The 15,523-nt window shown below is 55.8% G+C and carries 12 protein-coding genes; 6 read left to right on the top strand and 6 right to left on the bottom strand.

The genetic code is table 11. From position 1 onward, the window contains the following. Window positions 1-8 precede the first annotated feature (8 nt). Window positions 9-407 (bottom strand): hypothetical protein, encoded by a 399-nt coding sequence (locus M9H61_RS10520; protein WP_250284989.1) that lies wholly within the window; start codon window positions 405-407, stop codon window positions 9-11. Between the two features lie 191 nt (window positions 408-598). On the opposite strand from M9H61_RS10520, the gene M9H61_RS10515 reads away from it, so the two are divergent. Both M9H61_RS10515 and M9H61_RS10510 read left to right on the top strand, forming a co-directional pair. Then, window positions 599-1,186, top strand: coding sequence for a 4'-phosphopantetheinyl transferase superfamily protein (locus M9H61_RS10515; RefSeq protein WP_250284987.1), 588 nt, complete (start codon window positions 599-601; stop codon window positions 1,184-1,186). Between the two features lie 605 nt (window positions 1,187-1,791). After that, window positions 1,792-2,196, top strand: a complete 405-nt coding sequence (locus M9H61_RS10510) for a DUF2218 domain-containing protein (RefSeq protein WP_068516989.1) — start codon at window positions 1,792-1,794, stop codon at window positions 2,194-2,196. Window positions 2,197-2,353: 157 nt separating this feature from the next. Here the strand turns inward: M9H61_RS10510 and M9H61_RS10505 are convergent, their stop codons facing one another. Continuing rightward, window positions 2,354-3,241, bottom strand: a complete 888-nt coding sequence (locus tag M9H61_RS10505) for a LysR family transcriptional regulator (RefSeq protein ID WP_206928156.1) — start codon at window positions 3,239-3,241, stop codon at window positions 2,354-2,356. Window positions 3,242-3,393: 152 nt separating this feature from the next. Here M9H61_RS10505 and M9H61_RS10500 point away from each other — a divergent pair, with 152 nt between their 5' ends. Next, on the top strand, window positions 3,394-4,893 hold the full coding sequence (locus tag M9H61_RS10500) for a CoA-acylating methylmalonate-semialdehyde dehydrogenase (RefSeq protein WP_114113052.1): 1,500 nt from the start codon (window positions 3,394-3,396) through the stop codon (window positions 4,891-4,893). A gap of 116 nt (window positions 4,894-5,009) precedes the next feature. Here the strand turns inward: M9H61_RS10500 and M9H61_RS10495 are convergent, their stop codons facing one another. The 4 genes from M9H61_RS10495 to nirB are packed head-to-tail and all read right to left on the bottom strand — an operon-like array spanning window position 5,010 to window position 11,517. Then, the gene (locus M9H61_RS10495; protein WP_250284986.1) at window positions 5,010-6,020 is read right to left on the bottom strand and encodes a siroheme synthase; all 1,011 of its coding nucleotides are present in this window, start codon (window positions 6,018-6,020) and stop codon (window positions 5,010-5,012) included. Next, window positions 5,992-8,700 carry a nitrate reductase gene (locus M9H61_RS10490; protein ID WP_250284984.1) on the bottom strand — a complete coding sequence of 903 codons (2,709 nt, stop codon included), beginning with the start codon at window positions 8,698-8,700 and terminating at the stop codon, window positions 5,992-5,994. Before M9H61_RS10490 ends, M9H61_RS10495 begins: the two co-directional genes overlap by 29 nt. Next, window positions 8,690-9,040, bottom strand: a complete 351-nt coding sequence (gene nirD / locus M9H61_RS10485; RefSeq protein WP_068516984.1) for a nitrite reductase small subunit NirD — start codon at window positions 9,038-9,040, stop codon at window positions 8,690-8,692. Before nirD ends, M9H61_RS10490 begins: the two co-directional genes overlap by 11 nt. A gap of 5 nt (window positions 9,041-9,045) precedes the next feature. Then, window positions 9,046-11,517, bottom strand: coding sequence for a nitrite reductase large subunit NirB (gene nirB / locus M9H61_RS10480; protein WP_250284982.1), 2,472 nt, complete (start codon window positions 11,515-11,517; stop codon window positions 9,046-9,048). Between the two features lie 777 nt (window positions 11,518-12,294). Between nirB and M9H61_RS10475 the strand changes: the two genes are divergently transcribed. From M9H61_RS10475 to M9H61_RS10465, 3 genes are all read left to right on the top strand, one after another. Next, the gene (locus M9H61_RS10475) at window positions 12,295-13,602 is read left to right on the top strand and encodes a NarK family nitrate/nitrite MFS transporter (RefSeq protein WP_250284980.1); all 1,308 of its coding nucleotides are present in this window, start codon (window positions 12,295-12,297) and stop codon (window positions 13,600-13,602) included. Between the two features lie 137 nt (window positions 13,603-13,739). Then, window positions 13,740-14,330 carry an ANTAR domain-containing response regulator gene (locus M9H61_RS10470; RefSeq protein WP_068516981.1) on the top strand — a complete coding sequence of 197 codons (591 nt, stop codon included), beginning with the start codon at window positions 13,740-13,742 and terminating at the stop codon, window positions 14,328-14,330. A 3-nt stretch (window positions 14,331-14,333) separates the two neighbouring features. Next, the gene (locus M9H61_RS10465; protein WP_068516980.1) at window positions 14,334-15,515 is read left to right on the top strand and encodes a CmpA/NrtA family ABC transporter substrate-binding protein; all 1,182 of its coding nucleotides are present in this window, start codon (window positions 14,334-14,336) and stop codon (window positions 15,513-15,515) included. Window positions 15,516-15,523: the final 8 nt, after the last annotated feature.

The following is a 15,523-nucleotide window of genomic DNA, read 5'->3' as shown; positions in this document are numbered from 1 at the left end:
CTGAAGTCCTAGTTGGCAAGTGCGGCGCGGGCAGAGACCGCACGCAGGATATCCTGTCTCAGGTTGTTGACCCAACGGTTATAGTTCCGGTGAATCTGGGTGCCATTATAGTTCAGATTGGTGCTGTCGACATAAATGATCGAATAGTTCTTTTTATCAAAGGCGATGGCAACTTCTGCGCTATGCGAACGCGGTGCGTAGGTTGCCTTGAGATGTCCCTCGCCTTCGCGCTGAACAATCCAGTCGCGTGCAGATGCGGCTTCGATGATGGTTGCTTCAATTTCTTCCATGCTGAGCTTTTCGACATCGCTCGGGAAGGGCTGGTTCGAAAAGTTCTGAACAGTTGCCGTGCAGGCACTGAGTGCCGCAAAAACGATGGCAACTGCTGCAAGTTTCAAGCTACGCATTTTGATCTGCCTTGATTCTTTGGTGAAAACGAATTCAATTGATCGCAGTCATGATTGGCCGGAAAGCATGATTTTTCATTGCTTCTGACCGTGCTCGTGTGACCAGAGTTCAGCAATAATGGATTGTGCTGGTGGCGACAAGTACCACTTTTGGGATCGACCGTTTGCCGGGAATGAAGCATTGTTCAGCTTTGGATGAAGGGATTGTTTACGCGATCCGCACCCATGGGGCCGAGTTGCCGACTGCCCGGTCGTCACGCCGGGAAATGTCGGCGCTCGCACATGAATTGCTGGGGCTTCTTGCCAGAAAAGTCATTTCCGAAAGTGCTGATTTGCCCCGTGCCGGGATACAGGATGCGGGGCCGCATGATGACATTGGTCATGATCTCGGCGACGGACAGGGACTTGTTTTCAAGGATGCCGATGGGCGACCCTGGGTTCGGGGGATTGATCGGGATGGGGCAAATCTATCGGCCTCGATCAGCCATTCCCGGCACGTGATTGCGGTCGCGCTGGCGACACGTCCGGGCATTTCGGTCGGTATCGACATTGAATATAAGGACGCCCGCCGGCCGGTTGCCGACATGGCAGAGCAATTGTTGCTGCCGCGATCAACCAGCCTTGATGATTTCTATCATGCTTGGTGCCGCTATGAAGCGGTTTTCAAAGCCACGGGAATTACCGACCCGCAGGCACAAAAAAGGGTGTCGCCAATCGTGGAGCATGTACCGAAACTGCCAGCGGGTTTTGCAGGCCACCTTGTCGTGACGGCGTTCTGAAGGATCGCGATATCGCGCGGCTAACCATCCAGAAACACATCAGTTGGCGCGCTGTCTTGCATGGTCACGTGTTCAGCATAGGCCGGTTGTCCTGCATGGCGAAATGGCGTGCCTTGGGTATGTCCAAGCCATGACTGCGGGTGTATCTGTGCGGCTGGTTGGTGATCCCGACGGTTTGGTTTGTCATGCCGGGGTGTCATGCCGTCGTGGAAAGAACTGGTTTGGCCCTGTTCCGATGCGGTCAAAGCTGGTCCCAAGAGCCGTAAGTTTCGTGCATGGAGTCGCCATTTCGTGATTTTTTGCGGCTGCGTCCCAAGGTGCAGGTCGCTGGTTTCATGGGATTTTTATGACATTTTTGATTTTTGATCGTCATCGAATTGGCAGAAAATAAGATTTTTATGAAAAAAATCGCCATGACGGGTTGCGCTTAGACTATTTTGAGACATTTTCCGCTTTAGAAAATGTGGTCTCTACATTAAAGCTCACATTTTAGTGACCGCTGGTCACTATTGTCGCGTGCATGTATTCTGTGCTATGCAGGTGATAGGGGTAATGGGGATTCGTTTGGTGCATTATATGCGCCATTGGAAGAAATGGGTTTGTGCATGTCTGACCGGATAATCAAGGCACAGGGTACCGGCCAAGATAAGGATGATGATGCCCCGGCGGAATCATCGGAAATGACAAACCATCCGGATATGGAATTGGATCAGGATATGGACGCCAATTATTGTTTTGCGGATATCTATCTACGCAACGCCCCCCGCTATCTTGAAGGCTTTCTTGGTTCTGTGCAGGAACCGGTTCATGGTGAACTGCGCGATGCAAACAAGGGTCTTCTGGCCTTTGAGGACGGGGTTTGTGAAATCTCTGCCAGCTCATCTTTCCTGACTGTCGCGATGTCGGCTTCCGACGGTAAGGGCCTTGATCAGATCCGCGGTTATTTCGAAGAAAAATTGCGGAGCCTGTCCGATCAGCAAGTGATCGAATTTGACTGGCGTAAACATTGACCATTGGTCATTAATATTTGATCTGGCCGGTCTTTGACTGTCAGATACGCCCGCAAAAGCGGACCCCATCCAGGCACAAGGACAGATCCTGTCTTTGTGCCTGATGTCGTTTCGGGGACGGGTTTATGGCCTCGGATTCGGGTTTGGGTTTGGTGGGTTAGCTCATGACGAACCGGTCGCGCGCTGCGCGGACAACACGCGTGATATATTCCGCGACCGACGCAACGCTGCGCGTATCCTTGGTGTCAGGGTGCTGAAGCATCCAGTAATTGCGGGTAAAGCGGATTTCAGGCAGCAAACGCACAAGATCAGGCACGCCATCGGTGGCATAATCATGCAGGATGCCGATGCCATGTCCGTTGCGCACGGCTTCCATCTGGGCGACCACGCTGCCGCATTCAAAGCGACGTTTCATCAATTTGCCAAGCCGGGCAGCATAATCAAGCGCACGGCTGTAAATCAGGTCTTCGATATGGGTGACAAACAGCCGGTCTGACAGGTCGGCCTCCGTCCGAACATCCCCGTAACGTTCGATATAATCCCGGCTGGCATAGACGCTGAGCGTATAGTCGGTCAGCTTCTTGATCACCAGCCGTCCCTGTTTGGGGCGATCAAGGGTGATGGCGATGTCGGCTTCTCGTTGTGACAGGGAAAATGTGCGTGGCAGCGGCACAATCTGGATCACCAGATCCGGGTGATTCGCCGCAAAGTGAGCCAACTCACTTGCCAAAAAATAGTTCCCCAATCCATCGGGTACACCAACCCGGACCGTGCCGCTGATGACTTCGGACTGGTTCGAAACAGCGGTCCCGGCCCGCAGAAAGGCAGATTCAGCGGCCTCCGCCGCGGCCATCAATTCGCGCCCCGCGGTGGTCAATTCCGATCCGGTGGTGCGCCGGTCAATCAGCTTGGTGCCAAGTTCCTGTTCAAGGGCGGTCAGTTGCCGTCCGACCGTTGCATGGTTCAGGCCAAGCTGGCGTGCAGCGGCCAGGATTTGACCCTGCCTGGCGACGGCAAGGAAAATGCGGAAGCGATCCCAATCCATTACGGTGAATGACCTCTGATGACTTTAATTTTTGCATATCGAATTTGCAGGAATGATAATTGATGTGCATTGCAGTGCATAGTCATAATGGGTCCAGTTTGCCGGTGATGAAATCAGGCAATCCGAAATCAGGTTTAGTCGGGAGGAACCCCATGTCGACCCAGATCACCCATTACATCAATGGCAAGCGCGTCGCCGGTAAATCCGGTCGTTCTGCTGCTGTCTTTAATCCGGCAACCGGCGCACAAAGCGGCACGGTTGATCTTGCATCCAAATCCGAAGTGCGTGCGGCTGTTGAATCGGCTGCGGCTGTTCGTGATGAATGGGCCAACACCACACCACTTCGCCGTTCGCGTATCCTCAACAAGTTTCTTGGCATTCTTGAAGACCGTTCCGAAGAGCTGGCCGCGGCAATCACCGCAGAACATGGCAAGGTTCTGTCCGATGCGCTGGGCGAAGTCACCCGCGGGATCGAGGTTGTCGAATTTGCAACCGGCGCGCCGCAATTGCTCAAGGGTGAGTTCACCGAAAATGTCGGTACCAAGGTCGACAGCCATTCGGTGCGTCAGCCGTTGGGGATCGTTGCCGGTATCACGCCGTTCAACTTCCCGGCCATGGTGCCGATGTGGATGTTCCCGGTTGCACTTGCATGCGGTAACTGCTTTATCCTCAAACCGTCCGAACGTGATCCGTCTGCATCCCTTTTGCTGGCTGAATGGCTGACCGAGGCCGGTCTTCCTGATGGCGTATTCAACGTTGTTCAGGGCGACAAGGAAGCGGTTGATGCGCTTCTGTTTGATCCGGACGTCACCGCGATCAGCTTTGTCGGGTCGACCCCGATTGCCAAATACATCTATGAAACCGCAACCGCGCAGGGCAAACGTTGTCAGGCGCTTGGCGGTGCGAAAAACCACATGATCATTATGCCGGATGCCGACATGGATCAGGCGGTCGATGCCCTGATGGGGGCTGCATACGGGTCGGCTGGCGAACGTTGCATGGCCATTTCGGTTGCCGTGCCGGTTGGCAAGGCAACGGCAGATACCCTGATTGAAAAGCTGGTACCGCGTATCAATGAACTGCGCGTTGCACCGGGGACCGATCCGGCGGCTGAAATGGGGCCGCTGGTAACGGCAGCCCATCGTGACAAGGTGGTCGGCTATATCAACAAGGGTGTCGAAGAAGGTGCAAAGCTGGTCGTTGATGGCCGCGATATCAAGCTTCAGGGCTATGAAGAAGGCTACTTTGTCGGGGGCACCTTGTTTGATGACGTCACCCCGGATATGAGCATCTACAAGGAAGAAATCTTTGGCCCGGTTCTGTCGGTTGTTCGCGCCGATGATTACGAAACCGCTGCCAACCTTGTCGATAGCCACGAATATGGCAACGGTACTGCGATCTTTACCCGTGATGGCGATACGGCGCGTGAATTTGCCGCACGTACCCAGACCGGTATGGTCGGCATTAACGTTCCAATCCCGGTTCCGATGGCGTTCCATTCGTTTGGCGGCTGGAAAGCATCGCTGTTTGGCGATCATCACATGCATGGTCCCGAAGGTGTGCGTTTCTACACTAAACTGAAAACCATCACTTCGCGCTGGCCGACCGGCATTCGCAAGGGTGCGGAATTCGTCATGCCGACGATGAAATAACTTTTGCCCTTCTGGCAAAAAGAAAGGCGCGCAGGGGGTACTTTGCGCGCCTTCAGTTTTTGTGGAATACGGGGAGCCATAATCCACAGGGTGAACCGGATGGACGTCAGGATGCTCTAGTGCGTGATCGCCTGGGTCAGGGTAACGATATTGAAACCCTGTCGGGCGAAAATTCTGGTTTGCTGTTCGATGCTGTCACGTTTGGCGTCGGGGTCGTGATCAAGGCTGATGCAGCCAATCGGGATCAGGGTGGCATCGCGCCGGGCAAGCGTCAGGATATTTTCGGCAATGTGGTCTTCGTGAAAGACGATATCGGCGGTTTCAATCGCGCGTGCGATGCCGTGCGGAAGATCAAAGGCAGTATCGGCATGGATTTCGGCATTCATGATCTGCCCGCCGGGGACGGTTGCGCTGCTGCCATCGGGAACGAACTGGCGCAGGGCATGGTCAATATCGCTGTCGCGTGCGGTGCCGGTCGGGGATTCTTGCAGTCCGCGCTGGAAAAAATGGGTCCAGAACCGCTGGCGTGACACATTGTCATGAAGGTGATCGGCGACCTTTTGTCGGGCATCGCGGGCAATACGGGCCAGTTGTGCCATGGATGCCGGAAGGACGGTTTCAAGGCGCTGCCGGATGATGCGCGCAAGGGCCGGGGCGCAGGCACCGGTTGATATCGTGATCATTACCGGTGCGCGATCAAGGATTGCCGGCACGATGAAATCGCAATGCGCGGTCTTGTCGACCACATTCAAAAGGATGTTGCGCCGTCTGGTCGCGGCCTGCACCCGTGCGGTCAAATACGGATCATCGGAGGCATCAAATACCATGACCGCCCGGTTGATCATGGTGTCGACGAAGGGCGCGCTTTCCCAAACGATCCGCCCTTCGTCCACCATCACGGCAATGTCGTCGCAGATTTCATGTGCGACGACCGTGATCTTTGCCTGACTGCGCACAAGCAGGCGCAGCTTGCCAAGCGCGACTTCGCCGCCGCCCAGCACCAATACCTTTTTGCCGGTCACGTGTATGAAGGCCGGAAAATAGGTGAAGTTTTCAGATGTCGCAGCATGGGCAGCAACATCTGGCGTAAGCCCGCGATTATTCTGCGGCGCGCGGTAATGCGTCATCGAGAATCTCCTTTATTTCCGGCAGGCACGAACCGCACCCGGTCCCGGCCTGAAGCAAACGGCCAATATCGGCGGCGGTTACGGCATTCTGATCAGAAATGGCACGGCTGATGGCCGCCAGCCCGACCGAGAAACATGAACAGATCAGGCGATCATTGATTGCGCCCGCATCGGGCATCCGCCCGGCCAGAAGGGCATTGCGTTCCAGGGGTGCGACCTGATCGGTTGCCAGCAGGTTTGAAACCCAATCCCGGCCAAGGGCCGGGCGGTCCGGACCGATGAAAAGGGCGCCGGTAACGCGATCACCGTTCAATCGGGCATAACGATGAACGCCCTTTTTGCTGTCGCTATATTCAATGACCTGTTCGTCATCCTCATTAGCCGCAATCGGCAAAAGGGACTTGAATATCATCGGTTCGGACCCGGCGATTTCATAAATCATGCTGCCCGGTCCGGTCGCCGCCACCCAATAGGGCAGGCTGCCAAGGTCAACCGGGGTACTTGAAAACAGCAATCCCTGCCATTTCGGGACAAATGGTTCGAGGGCAACGGGGATATGTTTGCTTTCGGGCTGGCCGGAATGGGGATCAACATTGGGGGGCAAAAGCCGACCGATCCCGCCTGCTGCCGAAAAGATATCGTTCCAGTGCATCGGAATGAAAACCTGTCCGGGCATTTGCGCATCTGTGACCAGAACCCGCATCAGGGACGCACCATGGCTGCTTTTGATCCGGGCAATGCCACCATCCGAAAGCCCGAATTTGGCGGCGTCCTTTGGATGGATTTCAAGCAGCGGTTCCGGACGATGGGCCGAAAGACGTGCCGCTGTTCCGGTGCGCGTCATGGTGTGCCATTGATCGCGGTAGCGGCCGCTATTGGCAGTCAGCGGGAAGTCGCGACTGGTTCGGGATTGCGGCGCAATATGCGCAACAGCCAGCATTTTGGCCCGACCGCTTGATGTGGTGAATATGCCATCACCATAAAGTCGTTGGGAACCGCTGGTCGGTTGATGTTTGCGAGAAGCCGGCCACTGAAACGGTTCCATCGCGTCATAGGCCGATTTCCTGGCCTTATGCCAGATGCCGATATCAAAGGCCCGCATGCCGTCATTTTCAAATTCCGAAAGGGCGGCATGTTCGGCAAAGATATCGGCGGGATCCTTGTATTTGAAAGCCTTGCCATATCCCATGGCACGCGCGACTTCGGTCATGATCCACCAGTCGGGCTTGGCATTGCCCTGGGCCTCGCGGAACGGGCGTTGGCGCGATATGCGCCGTTCGGAATTGGTGACGGTGCCCGATTTTTCTGCCCATCCGGTGGCGGGCAATTTGATATGGGCATGGCGCAATGTGTCGGTGTCATTGACGACATCGGATGCAATCACCAGCGGGCAACGTGACAGGGCAAGGCGCACGCGATCCGCATCCGGAAGGCTGACTGCCGGGTTGGTTGCCATGATCCAGACGGCCTTGATTTCGCCGGTTTCAATGGCGCGGAACATGTCGACTGCCTTGTATCCTTCGCCCGGTTCAAGGGCATCGGATTTCCAGAACCGTCTGACGCGATCAATATCGACCGGGTCATTGGGGTTCATATGGGCGGCAAGCTGATTGGCAAGGCCGCCAACTTCGCGTCCGCCCATGGCATTGGGTTGGCCAGTGACGGAAAACGGGCTTGAACCCGGTTTTCCGACACGACCGGTTGCCAGATGGCAATTAAGGATCGCATTGACCTTGTCCGATCCGCTAGATGACTGATTAACGCCTTGTGAAAAGACCGTGACGGTACGATCAAAGGCCGCGAACCAGTTAAACAACGTTTCCAGGTTTCCCAGACCTGAGCCGGTTTCATCGGCGCTGTCTTGTTGGTCGAGCCCGCATTTTTGTGCGGTTGTCTCGATATCCGGGCAGTCGGCACGGGCCTCTGCCACGGCTTGTTCGTAGCCGCTGACATGGCGGGCGACGTAACGAAGATCGGTATTGCCGGTCTGGTCAAGCCAGGCCAGCAAACCGTTAAACAGGGCAACGTCGCTGCCCGGTTTGATGGCAAGGTGCAAATCGGCAATATCGCAACTTGCCGTCCGTCTTGGATCAATCACGACAATCTTTGTGCCGTGCTTTTCCCTGGCCGCACGCAGGCGCTGATTAAGCACCGGGTGGCACCATGCCAGATTTGACCCGGTCAGAATGACCAGATCGGCGATTTCAAGATCTTCGTAACATCCGGGCACCACATCGGCCCCAAAGGCACGCTTGTGTCCGACCACGGTCGATGCCATGCAAAGACGTGAATTGGTATCGATATGGGGTGACCCGATGAAGCCCTTGATCAGTTTGTTGGCGACATAATAATCCTCGGTCAGGAGCTGACCGGAGACGTAAAAGGCCACCGATTTCGGGCCATGTTTTTCAATGGTATCGCGCAGGCGATTGGCGGTCTCGGCAATGGCGGTTTTCCAGCCGACCTGTTTGCCATCGACTTCGGGTTCAAGCAGGCGAAAATCGCGTTTGGTCTCGGCCATGATGGTATCGATCAACGCCGCCCCCTTGGAGCAGATGCGCCCAAGGTTTGCGGGGTGGTCGGGATCGCCGCCGACAGCCCATCCGTCACGGGTTGGCGAAATGATCAGGCCACAGCCAACACCGCAATAGGGGCAGGTTGTTTTGACCTCATCCCGCATGGCGCAATCCAGCTTGCAGTTCGGTCAGACCAACCCGCACCATGCCGTCAATGACCTTGCATTCGACCTTGGCGGCACAGCCGTCATCGGGGCCCTGTGCCTCGCCGGTTTCAAGCGAAAACACCATGTTATGAAGCGGGCAGGTGACGAAATGGCCATGCACGATGCCTTGTGCCAGGGGGCCTTGCTTGTGCGGGCAGCGATCAAGCAGGGCAAAGATCTGATCATCAAGGGTTCTGAAAATCGCGATGCGATCGGTTTGGGTTTGCAGGGTGCGCGCGCCTTGCTGCGGGATATTGGCAGCGGGTCCGACTTCTACCCATGTCAGATTGTTCGTCATCTGTCTTACTCCGCTGCGACCATCGATAGGGGTTTGAATTCGTGGGCGTCGACGCCCTCGGATGCGCGTTCGGCCCATGGGTCTTTCTGGGCGGTTTGCTGACTGATCATGAAGCGATCAAACAGGGCCTTGCGATTTTCGGCATCATCAACAACGCGTTCCTGAACATGTTTCAGGCCAACGCGTTCGATCCACGGTGCGGTGCGTTCAAGATAACGGGCTTCTTCGCGGTAAAGCTGGATGAAGGCACCGCAATATTCCTTGACCTCTTCATCGGTTGTGACCTTGCACAGAAGTTCGGTCGCGCGGACATGGATGCCGCCATTGCCCCCAACATGCAAATCCCAGCCGCCATCGGTTGCCACCACGCCGAAATCCTTGATGGTGGCTTCGGCACAGTTGCGCGGACAGCCCGATACGGCCATTTTGAACTTGTGGGGCATCCAGGACCCCCAGGTCATTTTTTCAAGTTCGACCCCCATGCTCATCGACATCTGGGTGCCGAAGCGACACCATTCCTGTCCGACGCATGTTTTGACGGTGCGAAGCGACTTGCCATAGGCATGACCCGATACCATGCCTGCGGCATTAAGGTCGGCCCAAACCGCCGGAAGGTCTTCCTTTTTCACACCCAAAAGATCAATGCGCTGACCGCCGGTAACCTTGACCGTCGGGATGTCGAATTTATCGGCGACATCGGCAATCGCGCGCAGTTCGCGCGGGTTGGTCAGGCCACCCCACATGCGCGGCACCACGGAATAGGTGCCGTCTTTCTGGATGTTGGCGTGTACGCGTTCATTGATGAAACGTGATGCACCATGATCGACATATTCCCCCGGCCATGCAGCCAGAAGGTAATAGTTCAATGCCGGGCGGCAAACATGGCACCCATCGGATGATTTCCATTCCAGTTCCTGCATGATGGCGGGCATGGATTTAAGGCCCTTGGCAATGATCAGGCGGCGCACGCTGTCATGATCATGATCGGTGCAGGTGCAGATCGGCTTGACCGTTGCGGCCTGATAATCACCGCCAAGAGTTGCGGCAAGCAGGTTTTCAACCAGTCCCGCACATGATCCGCAGGACGCGGACGCCTTGGTGTGGCCTTTGACTTCATCAAGGGTCGTCAGGCCCTTTTCGGTGATGGCAGCAACGATGGAACCTTTGCAAACGCCGTTACAGCCACAAATTTCTGCGTCATCTGGCAGGGCTGCAACGGCGTCAAGAGGGTTTCCGGCAGATCCCCCGGCAAACGCCTGACCAAAGGCAAGGGTGTCACGCAGTTCCGTAACATCCTGTCCATCCTTCATCAGCTGGAAATACCAGCCGCCATCGGTGGTGTCGCCGTAAAGAACCGCGCCCTTGATCTTGCCGTCTTCAAGAACGATGCGTTTGTAAACGCCCCGTCCGGCATCGCGGAACACGATTTCCTCGGTATTGCCGCCACCTGAAAAATCGCCGGCGGAAAAGACATCAACACCCGTGACCTTAAGTTTGGTCGAGGTGACCGACCCGGCGTAGCCATCGGTCGCAATCTCGGTCAAATGATCGGCACAGGATTTCGCCATTTCAAACAGCGGTGCGACAAGGCCATAACACTGGCCGCGATGCTGTACGCATTCGCCAACCGCAAAGATCGCCGGGTCACTGGTGGTCATGACATCGTCAACGACAATGCCACGTTCGACTGCGATGCCGGTGTCTGCGGCAAGGCGCCCGTTGGGGCGAATGCCAACAGCCATGACCACCAGATCAGCCGGGATCATGCGCCCGTCCTTAAGGCGCACGCCGGTTACGGTTTCTGTTCCGACGATTTCGGCGGTGTCGGCCTCGGTAATTACCGCGATGCCGCGCCGTTCAAGTTCCTGTGCCAAAAGGTAACCCGCCGACGGATCAAGCTGGCGTTCCATGACGTGCCCTGCCAGATGCAAAACCGTCACATCCATGCCGCGTGCCTGAAGGCCGACCGCGGCTTCAAGACCCAAAAGCCCGCCGCCAATCACAACGGCCGGGCCGCCCTTGGCCGCAGCACCCAGCATGACGTCAACATCATCGACATCGCGGAAGGTAACAACACCAGAAAGCTTGTGACCGGGAACCGGAATGATGATCGGGTCCGAACCGGTGGCCAGCAACAGGCGGTCATATTCGGTTTCCGTGCCGCTTTTGGAAATGACGACCTTACGGATACGGTCAATTTCAACAACTGGGTCGCCGGAATAAAGATGGATGTTGTTTTCGCGATACCATTCCGGGGTGTTGATGACGATTTCGTCAAAATTCTTTTCGCCCGACAGCAGGGGCGAAAGCATGATGCGGTTATAGTTCACGCGCGGTTCGGCACCGAAAACCGTGATGTCGTATTTGTCCGGTGCGCGGTTCAGGATTTCTTCGACCGTTCTCATGCCGGCCATGCCGTTGCCAATGACAACCAGGCGGGATTTTGCGGCTTTTATGTTTGCAGGGACGTGGTTCATTTGTCTCTGGCTCCTCGTCGCGGGATGCGAAGTTGGCACAAAAAAAAACGCCCGATGCGGCCTGCTCTTTTAAAAGGCATTTCGCAACGGACGTCGTTATCCGGTGAACCCGTCTTTGGATTCTTTATATATGCAATCGGCTTTTCGGCCGGAGCCGCAGGCGACACTGCCCGCGCTCATACCCCGATATATTCAAGTCCCGTGCCAGAATGGAAAACGGTGAAAATTATCTTGCAACCGTCTGTAATTTAACGGGGATTACAATCCGGATGGTTGAGTTGTGATGCGGGGAATAATCGGTTTTGATTAAAAAATAAACAGCGCAAAATCGACAAGATTAAAAAATGTGCAAAATTGCGAAATTTGGCAAAATCCAAAATCGCTGTTTGCAGGCGCGTTCGTCCAAAACCATTGGATTCCAGCAATTTGCAAATTTTATCCCGCATCGCGAAAAAACTGGCGCGCTGTTTGCAGCATGTCATCCCGTGTGAGCAGCTTTGACGAAAGCAGGCCCAACGACGGGTGGCTCACAGTTCTTCGTCCAACGGCGGACGATCAGACGTTTGGAACAGCAGCGCGATGGACGCGCAGCCTTTCCGATACGAATGACGGGTCGCCTGCGGAATCCATCAGATGAAGCAAGAGGCCCATGGGGAAAAACCGTCGGTCGTACACAGCATCTCGCAAGCTCTGCGCGACCTAAACGAAGGGCTTCACATTATGGAAATCAAGAACAAGGCTACACGCATAAATCTTTTCAGTCTCAAGACTGTTCAGATGCGGACTTTTCACCTGACCTGGCTTTCATTCTTCCTGTGCTTCTTTGGCTGGTTCGGGATCGCGCCGTTGATGCCGCTGGTACGCGATGATCTCGGACTTACCAAAAGCGAAATCGGCAGCACCATCATCGCATCGGTTGCCATCACGGTTCTGGTACGGCTTCTGATCGGCCCGCTTTGCGACAAGATCGGCCCGCGCAAGACCTATACCGGGCTTCTGGTTCTGGGGTCGCTTCCGGTCATGCTGATCGGTCTTGCCGACAGCTATGAAACTTTCCTTTTGGCGCGTCTTGCCATCGGGGCGATCGGGGCATCCTTTGTGATTACCCAGTATCATACATCCATGATGTTTGCCCCCAATGTCGTCGGCACGGCAAATGCCACGACGGCCGGCTGGGGTAACCTTGGCGGTGGTGTCACCCAAATGGTCATGCCGCTGATCCTTGCCATGGTGCTTGGGTTCGGGGTTGCGGAAACCATGGGCTGGCGTCTGGCGATGGTGTTCCCGGGGGCGATCATGCTGGTGGTTGCTGTTCTTTACTGGGTCTTCACCACGGATTGCCCGGAAGGCAACTATGACGAGATGCGCAAAAGCGGCGCGCTCAAACCCGAAGATGATACAGCCGGTGCTGCCAAGGGTATGATGGCCGCGGTTTCCGATTATCGCGTTTGGGCATTGTTCCTGGTCTATGCTGCCTGCTTTGGTGTTGAGCTGACCATCAACAACATTGCGGCGATCTATTTCTTCGACAAGTTTGAACTGTCGCTGGCAACGGCGGGCATGATTGCCGGTCTGTTCGGTCTGATGAACATCTTTGCCCGCACGCTGGGCGGTGTGTTTTCCGATAAATTTGCCGCCAAGGGTGGTCTTTCGGGCCGCGTCAAATTTCTGTTCATGGCGCTGTTCATCGAAGGTGTCGCACTTGTTGCCTTCTCCCAGATGGAAGCACTGGCTGTTGCGGTTGCCGTGATGATCGTCTTCTCGCTGTTTGTGCAGATGTCCGAAGGTGCGACTTTCGGGATCGTGCCGTTTGTCAATCGCAAGGCACTGGGGTCGGTTGCCGGTATCGTTGGTGCCGGTGGCAATGCCGGTGCGGTTGCGGCGGGCTTCCTGTTCAAGTCCGAAGAACTTACCTATCAGGAAGGGCTTCTGTATCTGGGCTGTGCCGTGATCGTTTGCTCGTTCGCGGCCCTGGCAGTGCGGTTCTCTGCCGCGACCCAGGCCGAGGAAAAAGCACGGTTTGAAAGCGCACAGGCCGAACGCCTTGCTGCGTCATCACCGGCACAGGCAGTACCGGCGGAATAAGGTTTCCGCCAATCAGATCTTTTCGGGATGCGGTGGATATCGCATCCCGGACATCAATCCGGATCCGAAAACGGGACGGAAATTAAAAACAAAAGAGAGACGCGACCACCCGGGTTGTCAGGGAGTTAGAGTTAATTTTGGTAAAGCTGGAAGAATATAACATTCTGGTAATTGACGAGAATCCCGATCGCGCAGCCATTGTCGAACGTGGCCTGGTCGAAAGCGGATATGCCCGCGTCGCCCGTATCGGGACGTCACATAATCTGGTCGAACGCATTCAGGCGCTGGCGCCTGATATCATCATTATTGATCTGGAAAACCCGGACCGTGACACGCTTGAACAGATGTTTCAGGTGTCGCGCGCCATTGCACGCCCGATCGCGATGTTTGTTGATCAAAGCGATGCCTCAATGATCCAGGAAGCCGTATCGGCCGGGGTCAGTGCCTATGTGGTGGACGGCCTGCGACAGGACCGCATTCGTCCCATCGTCGAAATGGCGATATCGCGCTTCAATGTTTTTGATCAGCTCAGACGCGAACGCGACGAGGCGCAGGCAAAACTCAATGAACGCAAACTGATCGAACGGGCCAAAGGCATCCTGATGAAGGAAAAGGGCCTGTCCGAAGAAGATTCTTATGCGCTGCTGCGCAAGAACGCCATGAAACAGAATCGCAAGATTTACGAGATCGCCCAAAGCGTCATCACGGCGTTTCAGTTGGAGTTTTGAGGAATGGCTGAAAAGGTTCGTCTTGGTTTTGTCCCGCTTGTTGATTGCGCCATACCGGTTGTCGCGCGCGCGATGGGCTTTGCCGAGCAGGAAAATATTGATCTGGAACTGGTCCGTGAAATGTCATGGGCGGCCATTCGCGACAAGCTGTCCTATGGCGTGTTCGAAGCAGCCCATCTTCTGGCAGGCATCCCGATTGCGGCCCGTCTTGGCCTTGGCGGGGTCCCGGTTCAGCATATTGTCGTGCCGATGGCATTGGGGCGCGGCGGAAATGCGATCACGGTTTCAACCAGACTGTATCAGCGCATGCTTGAAGCCGACCCGGCGGCAATGCATGGCCCGCGCGGACTTTCGGGCCGCGCCCTCAAAAAGGTGATTGATGAAGATCGGGCTGCGGGTCGGCCGGTCATGTCTTTTGCGACGGTATTTCCGTTCTCCAGCCATAATTACGAGCTGCGCTACTGGATGGCGGCGGCCGGGATTGATCCGGACCGGGACGTGAATATCGGTGTGATTGCCCCGCCGCGCATGTTTGACAGTCTGCGCAATGGCTGGGTCGATGGTTATTGCGTGGGTGAGCCCTGGAACCAGCGCGCGGTATTTCATGGCGATGGCGTGATTGTCGCGCTTAAGGATGATATCTGGCCGCGCAGCCCGGAAAAGGTTCTGGGCATTCGCGAAGACTGGGTGAATTCCAGCCCGGAAACGGTATCGGGTCTTGTCCGGGCCCTTGTGCGGGCCGCCGAATGGGCCGATCAGCCGGGCAATCGTTCCGAATTGGCGCAAATGTTGTCCGAAGAATCCAATGTCGGCGCGCCCTATGAAATTCTTAAGGCGTCGCTGGGCGGGCGGCCGGTTCTGCGCCCGGGCGAAGCCCCGACCGATATCCCCGATCGTCATGTGTTTTATCGCTATACCGCCACTTTCCCGTGGCTGTCGCAGGGAAGCTGGGTTGGCACACAGATGAAACGCTGGGGACAGGTGCCTGCAGATTCCGATCTTAATTCCGTGGTGCGCCAGGTTTATCGTCCCGATCTGTATCGGGCGGCGGTGGCTGATCTTGATGTCGCAGTGCCCAAACATGACTGGCGGGTCGAAGGCGCAAATGATGCCGATGACCGGTCCTTTGTCGGGCCGGACAGTTTCCTTGATAATACGGTTTTTGATCCGGAAAAGGTCAGCTGATCGGCGCT

Origin of the sequence: Thalassospira sp. GO-4 (assembly GCF_023588965.1) — a bacterium.
Taxonomy (GTDB): Bacteria; Pseudomonadota; Alphaproteobacteria; order Rhodospirillales; family Thalassospiraceae; genus Thalassospira; species Thalassospira povalilytica.
This window is presented reverse-complemented; position numbering and strand designations above follow the sequence as displayed.

Excerpts from the sequence above, each read along its gene's own strand:
- M9H61_RS10500 (WP_114113052.1), top strand. The coding sequence starts at position 3,394 with ATGTCGACCCAGATCACCCATTACATCAATGGCAAGCGCGTCGCCGGT.
- M9H61_RS10495 (WP_250284986.1), bottom strand. The coding sequence starts at position 6,020 with ATGACGCATTACCGCGCGCCGCAGAATAATCGCGGGCTTACGCCAGAT.
- M9H61_RS10465 (WP_068516980.1), top strand. The coding sequence starts at position 14,334 with ATGGCTGAAAAGGTTCGTCTTGGTTTTGTCCCGCTTGTTGATTGCGCC.
- M9H61_RS10505 (WP_206928156.1), bottom strand. The coding sequence starts at position 3,241 with ATGGATTGGGATCGCTTCCGCATTTTCCTTGCCGTCGCCAGGCAGGGT.
- nirB (WP_250284982.1), bottom strand. The coding sequence starts at position 11,517 with ATGAACCACGTCCCTGCAAACATAAAAGCCGCAAAATCCCGCCTGGTT.
- M9H61_RS10520 (WP_250284989.1), bottom strand. The coding sequence starts at position 407 with ATGCGTAGCTTGAAACTTGCAGCAGTTGCCATCGTTTTTGCGGCACTC.
- M9H61_RS10475 (WP_250284980.1), top strand. The coding sequence starts at position 12,295 with ATGCGGACTTTTCACCTGACCTGGCTTTCATTCTTCCTGTGCTTCTTT.
- M9H61_RS10490 (WP_250284984.1), bottom strand. The coding sequence starts at position 8,700 with ATGCGGGATGAGGTCAAAACAACCTGCCCCTATTGCGGTGTTGGCTGT.
- M9H61_RS10510 (WP_068516989.1), top strand. The coding sequence starts at position 1,792 with ATGTCTGACCGGATAATCAAGGCACAGGGTACCGGCCAAGATAAGGAT.
- nirD (WP_068516984.1), bottom strand. The coding sequence starts at position 9,040 with ATGACGAACAATCTGACATGGGTAGAAGTCGGACCCGCTGCCAATATC.